General features: G+C 42.5%; 9 protein-coding genes. 7 read left to right on the forward strand and 2 right to left on the reverse strand.

The window, feature by feature from the left end; translation table 11 throughout:
• Positions 1-244 precede the first annotated feature (244 nt).
• From DWY79_RS22145 to DWY79_RS22175, 7 genes are all read left to right on the forward strand, one after another.
• The gene (locus DWY79_RS22145; protein ID WP_004295507.1) at positions 245-496 is read left to right on the forward strand and encodes a hypothetical protein; all 252 of its coding nucleotides are present in this window, start codon (positions 245-247) and stop codon (positions 494-496) included.
• Positions 493-768: a type II toxin-antitoxin system YoeB family toxin gene (locus DWY79_RS22150; protein WP_004327436.1), complete on the forward strand. Its 276-nt coding sequence runs from the start codon at positions 493-495 to the stop codon at positions 766-768. Before DWY79_RS22145 ends, DWY79_RS22150 begins: the two co-directional genes overlap by 4 nt.
• Before the next feature lie 10 nt (positions 769-778).
• Positions 779-976, forward strand: coding sequence for a hypothetical protein (locus tag DWY79_RS22155; RefSeq protein ID WP_005683054.1), 198 nt, complete (start codon positions 779-781; stop codon positions 974-976).
• Between the two features lie 193 nt (positions 977-1,169).
• Positions 1,170-1,469, forward strand: coding sequence for a mobilization protein MbpA (gene mbpA / locus DWY79_RS22160; RefSeq protein ID WP_005683055.1), 300 nt, complete (start codon positions 1,170-1,172; stop codon positions 1,467-1,469).
• On the forward strand, positions 1,466-2,260 hold the full coding sequence (gene mbpB, locus DWY79_RS22165; RefSeq protein WP_007755894.1) for a mobilization protein MbpB: 795 nt from the start codon (positions 1,466-1,468) through the stop codon (positions 2,258-2,260). The genes mbpA and mbpB overlap by 4 nt, the downstream gene beginning before the upstream one ends.
• Entirely contained in the window at positions 2,217-2,669 is a 453-nt protein-coding gene (mbpC, locus tag DWY79_RS22170) for a mobilization protein MbpC (RefSeq protein WP_007755893.1), read from the forward strand. Before mbpB ends, mbpC begins: the two co-directional genes overlap by 44 nt.
• An 18-nt stretch (positions 2,670-2,687) precedes the next feature.
• Positions 2,688-2,918 carry a hypothetical protein gene (locus tag DWY79_RS22175; protein WP_007755891.1) on the forward strand — a complete coding sequence of 77 codons (231 nt, stop codon included), beginning with the start codon at positions 2,688-2,690 and terminating at the stop codon, positions 2,916-2,918.
• A 38-nt stretch (positions 2,919-2,956) separates the two neighbouring features.
• Here the strand turns inward: DWY79_RS22175 and DWY79_RS22180 are convergent, their stop codons facing one another.
• Both DWY79_RS22180 and DWY79_RS22185 read right to left on the reverse strand, forming a co-directional pair.
• The gene (locus DWY79_RS22180; protein ID WP_007755890.1) at positions 2,957-3,961 is read right to left on the reverse strand and encodes a replication initiation protein; all 1,005 of its coding nucleotides are present in this window, start codon (positions 3,959-3,961) and stop codon (positions 2,957-2,959) included.
• Positions 3,912-4,097 (reverse strand): hypothetical protein, encoded by a 186-nt coding sequence (locus tag DWY79_RS22185; RefSeq protein WP_007560600.1) that lies wholly within the window; start codon positions 4,095-4,097, stop codon positions 3,912-3,914. The genes DWY79_RS22180 and DWY79_RS22185 overlap by 50 nt, the downstream gene beginning before the upstream one ends.
• Between the last annotated feature and the right edge of the window lie 228 nt (positions 4,098-4,325).

The following is a 4,325-nucleotide window of genomic DNA, read 5'->3' on the forward strand; positions in this document are numbered from 1 at the left end:
AAAAAAAAAGCTGATAAGCATATAAACAAGTTATGCTTTATAACAAGTCATTGATTTTTTACGGATAAGTGGTTGATTTACTGTCGGAAAAAGAAAAACAATAGGGAAAAAAAGCAAAGCAAAACCAACCAACGGGCGGTAGGACTGTGAACGGCTTTTTATGGCGTGTACACATTTGTGTACAAAAAGTTTGTATTTTATTGAAATATAGCTATCTTTGTACTGAATTTAAAAGCAAACAGATATGGAAGCATTATCAGTAAGAGAATACCGTAACAACCTCGCAGCGTCTTTCACCAAAGCTGACAATGGCGAGCAGGTACTAATTCGCAGGAAAAACGAGATTTACGCTTTGGTAAAAGTTGGTCGTGAAGATTTGATGATAACCCCGGAACTGCAAGCAAGGATTGACAAGGCAAGGGAAGAAATCAAATCCGGAAAATGTGTTACCCTCAAAAGCAGTGAGGATATTGATGCTTATTTCGACAGTCTATGATGTACACAATTAGGGTTTCCGACGGGGTGGATAAGGTGATTGCCAAATGGAAGAAATCAAACCCCAATTTGTTCAAGAAGTATAAGAAAATCTACAAAGAATTGTTAGAGCACCCTAAGACTGGGCTTGGGCATCCCGAAGCGTTAAGGGGCGGTGGGGATATTACATGGTCTCGACACATTACCGCCCATGACCGGATAATCTATGACATTTACGAGGAAGTGGTAGAGGTCTACATTTTGGAGGTAGAGGGGCATTACAACGATAAATGATAAAACTGTTATGGTCGAATATTGTGTTTACTGGTTAGAGAACGGCGAGCCTATGCACGAGGTGTTCTCTAACCTTGCCGCCGCCGAGATGTACTCATGTGCGATAAGAGGGAAAGAAAACGTTGAATGGGTGGAGGTGTCCGAAGAAGAAGCCATTGATTTGGACGAACTGGAAGACATGTTCCCGGATGACTTCTGCGGCGTGTAATCCCCTTGGGTAGAAATGGGGTAGATTTTGTTAGGCTGTGGGGGATTTTCTAACACGCCGGGGCTTTTTTGCCGGGCGGTTAGTGTGGATGTATTCCAATGCGGTATGTGTATATATAGCAAGAAGTGTCCTTGTCGGACAATTCTTGCTTTTCTCGCTTTGCTCAAAAAGATTTTAAGATTACCTTTGTGACATGGAAGTAAGACGGAACGAAAAGATTACATTCCGCTGTACCCGGTATGAAAAGCTGGCACTTGCGGAGCAGGCAGCCCGATGTAGCATGAGCACATCGGAGTATTGCCGGAGTTTGTCCCTTGGAGGTCGCCCAAGGGAAAGGTACACCGAGGAGGAACGGCAGCTTCTCCGGGACATAGCCCAGTTGAAAGGAACGCTCCAACGGCTGAACAACTACTTCGGTGGTCGCCAGTACCGGGAGGTATTTGAAGAGAATCAGGCACTAATCACCGAACTTAAAAAAATACTTTCACGATGATAGGGAAAGGAAAGAGCATATCGCATGGTACGGCTGCACTGGAGTATGACCTTGCCAAAGAGATAGACGGACAGACAGCAGCCATCGAGATAGCCCGGCATGAACTTTACGGGTGTACGGGTGCGGAAATGGTACAGGAAATGAAACCATACCACGCTGATTTTCCGAACGTAAAAAACAATTGCCTACGTTTCGAGGTCAGTCCTTCGATAGAGGAAAGCGCCACCTTTACGGATGCGGACTGGGCGGAACTTGGTAACGACTTCATGCAGCGCATGGGGCTGGCGAACCACCAGTACATCATCATCCGGCACAGCGGTACGGAGAGCAAAAAAGAACAAGCCCACCTGCATATACTGGCAAACCGGGTTTCCCTTTCCGGGGAACTGTACCGGGATAACTGGATAGGGAAAAAGGCAACGGAAGCCGCCAACGCCATAGCCAAGGAACGGAACTTTGTACAGTCGCAGGACATCGGCAAAGCCAACAAAGCGGAAATCAAGGAAGCCATGGACGACGTATTGAAGAAGATGCAGGGCTTTGACTTGACTAAATTCAAGGAAGAACTTGGTAGGAGAGGTTTTAAAGTTCGGGAAGCCAGGGCAAGCACCGGAAAACTTAACGGCTACTACGTCACAGCCCGAAGCGGTACGGAGTATAAGGCGAGCGAGATAGGGAAAGGCTACACTCTCGCCCATATCGAGCGGACACAAAGCAAACTGAAATATAACTCAATGAACATATCTCATGGAAACAAACTCACATCCGGAAGCGGTAGCTTCCACCGTTAAGCAGGGACAGTACAGCCCCCGGAAAAGAAAAGACACAGCACCAAAGGTTAACCCGCAGCTTGCGATAGAACTGTTTTTTCAAGAAATGGGACGTATTGAAGCCTATACAAAGCGCATAGAGGATGCAACATCCCGAAAGGTACAAATAGACGGGAAAAGCCTCGAAAGTGCCGAAAATCGCCTAAAAAACGTATTGTCGGACTTTGAACGGCAGGGGTACAGAATGAAAAACGGCGGTTATGTGGACAAACGGATTTCGTTCTACTCAATCCTTTGTGCTGTTATCTCCCTATTGTTCGCTTGTTTCATGTGCTATCTTTGGACGGATGCAGCCAAAGACCGGGACAACTACAAGCAGTATTATGAATACTTCCAAGAGCAGGCAAGGGAACAAAAGGGAAACAAATAAACTCTAACTTTACGAATTATGGGAACAACGGAACACGAAGAACCCCGGTTCTTCTTCATACTGAACAAGGGTGCGAAGTCCGGCGGCGAAATCACCCATGCTGTCCTAAACGGTAGTATCGTTTCGAAGCCGGCAGGCTGGGACGCCTTTCATGGGCTTGTACTGGCGAAAGAGAAACTAAGCAGCGAGGAAATACAGCGGCAGATGAAAGAGCTTGGTGTAGAAATGGAAATCGTTCCTCTGATTTGACAAGATTACCCCGGCTGAAATATACCGGGGTAATCTTGTCACTTATCCTTGATTTTCCCTTTAAGGGCGTTTATAATCCACCCTTTTGGATTTGTTTTTGTCCTTGATTTTCCTCTAAGTATGGCGAGTTCTGTCATGATGTCTGGAAGTTCCATTTGTGCTGTTACAAATAAATCCCGGTTGTTTTTGATTTCTTTATCGGAGAACTCCAAAGATGTTTTTAAGTAACTTATCACTTGCCTACCTAAATCCCATGAAAGCCCGGTTTGCTTTTGTAGCTCTTTTTTGTATAGCTCTGCATCACGATGCTCTGGCTTGAATATTGGATAGAAGTTGAAACTTACAATTTTTTTCCCCTCCTTGTTTGCGGACCATTCGAATGTATAAGGACTTAGTTCGTCCAGCTCATTTTTTGCAGGTTCAATTACTTTCCGGACAAAATCGTTTGTCTTTGCGTATTTATCTTGTACTTTAAACATTTCTTTGAGCTGTTCAAGTGGATAGATTAGTTTTGTTTTCTGACCGCTTAAAAGTTCGTAGAACCGCATAGAATATACACTCTTAAACTTCATCGCAGTGGCTAATTCGTATTTGCGAAACCCTTTTGAAAAATCTAAGCAGCAGTCCCATATGTGTGAGTCTATTTGGAATGATACAACAGATGAACGCTTCTTTATCTTTGGCAATGCAATAATAGAAATGCTTATCCATTCTTTTTCATCCTCATAGGTAAAGATTTTCTTTTGTAGAGATAACAGTGCTTGTTTTACACGTGTGTAGTTTTCATCACTTTCTCCATTTAGCAATGAAGCAATAGGCATTGTGATGTGAACGGTATCAAAAAGTGTGTGTTCTATTTTTTTACAATCAGTTGCAAACCTAACTCCTTGGAGTTCACCTTGAGCCATTTCTACAATTCTATAAAGTATGCGCTTCTCATAAACGGAAAAGTCATACTTGGCTGTCGTCATAATATAGCTTTGTATTTGGTCTTTATTGACGACTGTTACACTGTTGTTCTTCTGTTGTTTCGTTTTCATCATCTACACGAAAGGATAAAATACTGTTGGCTTTATCTATGTGAGGAGCGTATATTTCAGAAAATTTTGCGAGGATAGAAATTGCGTTTTTTACCCTTTCAAATTCTTCTTTCTTAAAATGAACTATGATTTTCTTCATCCTTTATTGATTATTAGTATGTTGCGCAAATATAATAAGTAATTACGACTTGTGCAAATGGAAATCGTAGATGATGCAAAATAACATTCAAAAAGTCGTATTTGGAAGAGAAAATAACATTCAAAAAGTCGTAGTAATGTGTTAAATAGCATTCAAAAAGTCGTAGTAATGTGTTAAATGAATTGTGTAAGCGGTTGGATTTCAGCGTGATTTTTAGTTAAAAAAAAA

Origin of the sequence: Parabacteroides sp. AF27-14 (genome assembly GCF_003635425.1) — a bacterium.
GTDB lineage: Bacteria > Bacteroidota > Bacteroidia > Bacteroidales > Tannerellaceae > Parabacteroides > Parabacteroides distasonis.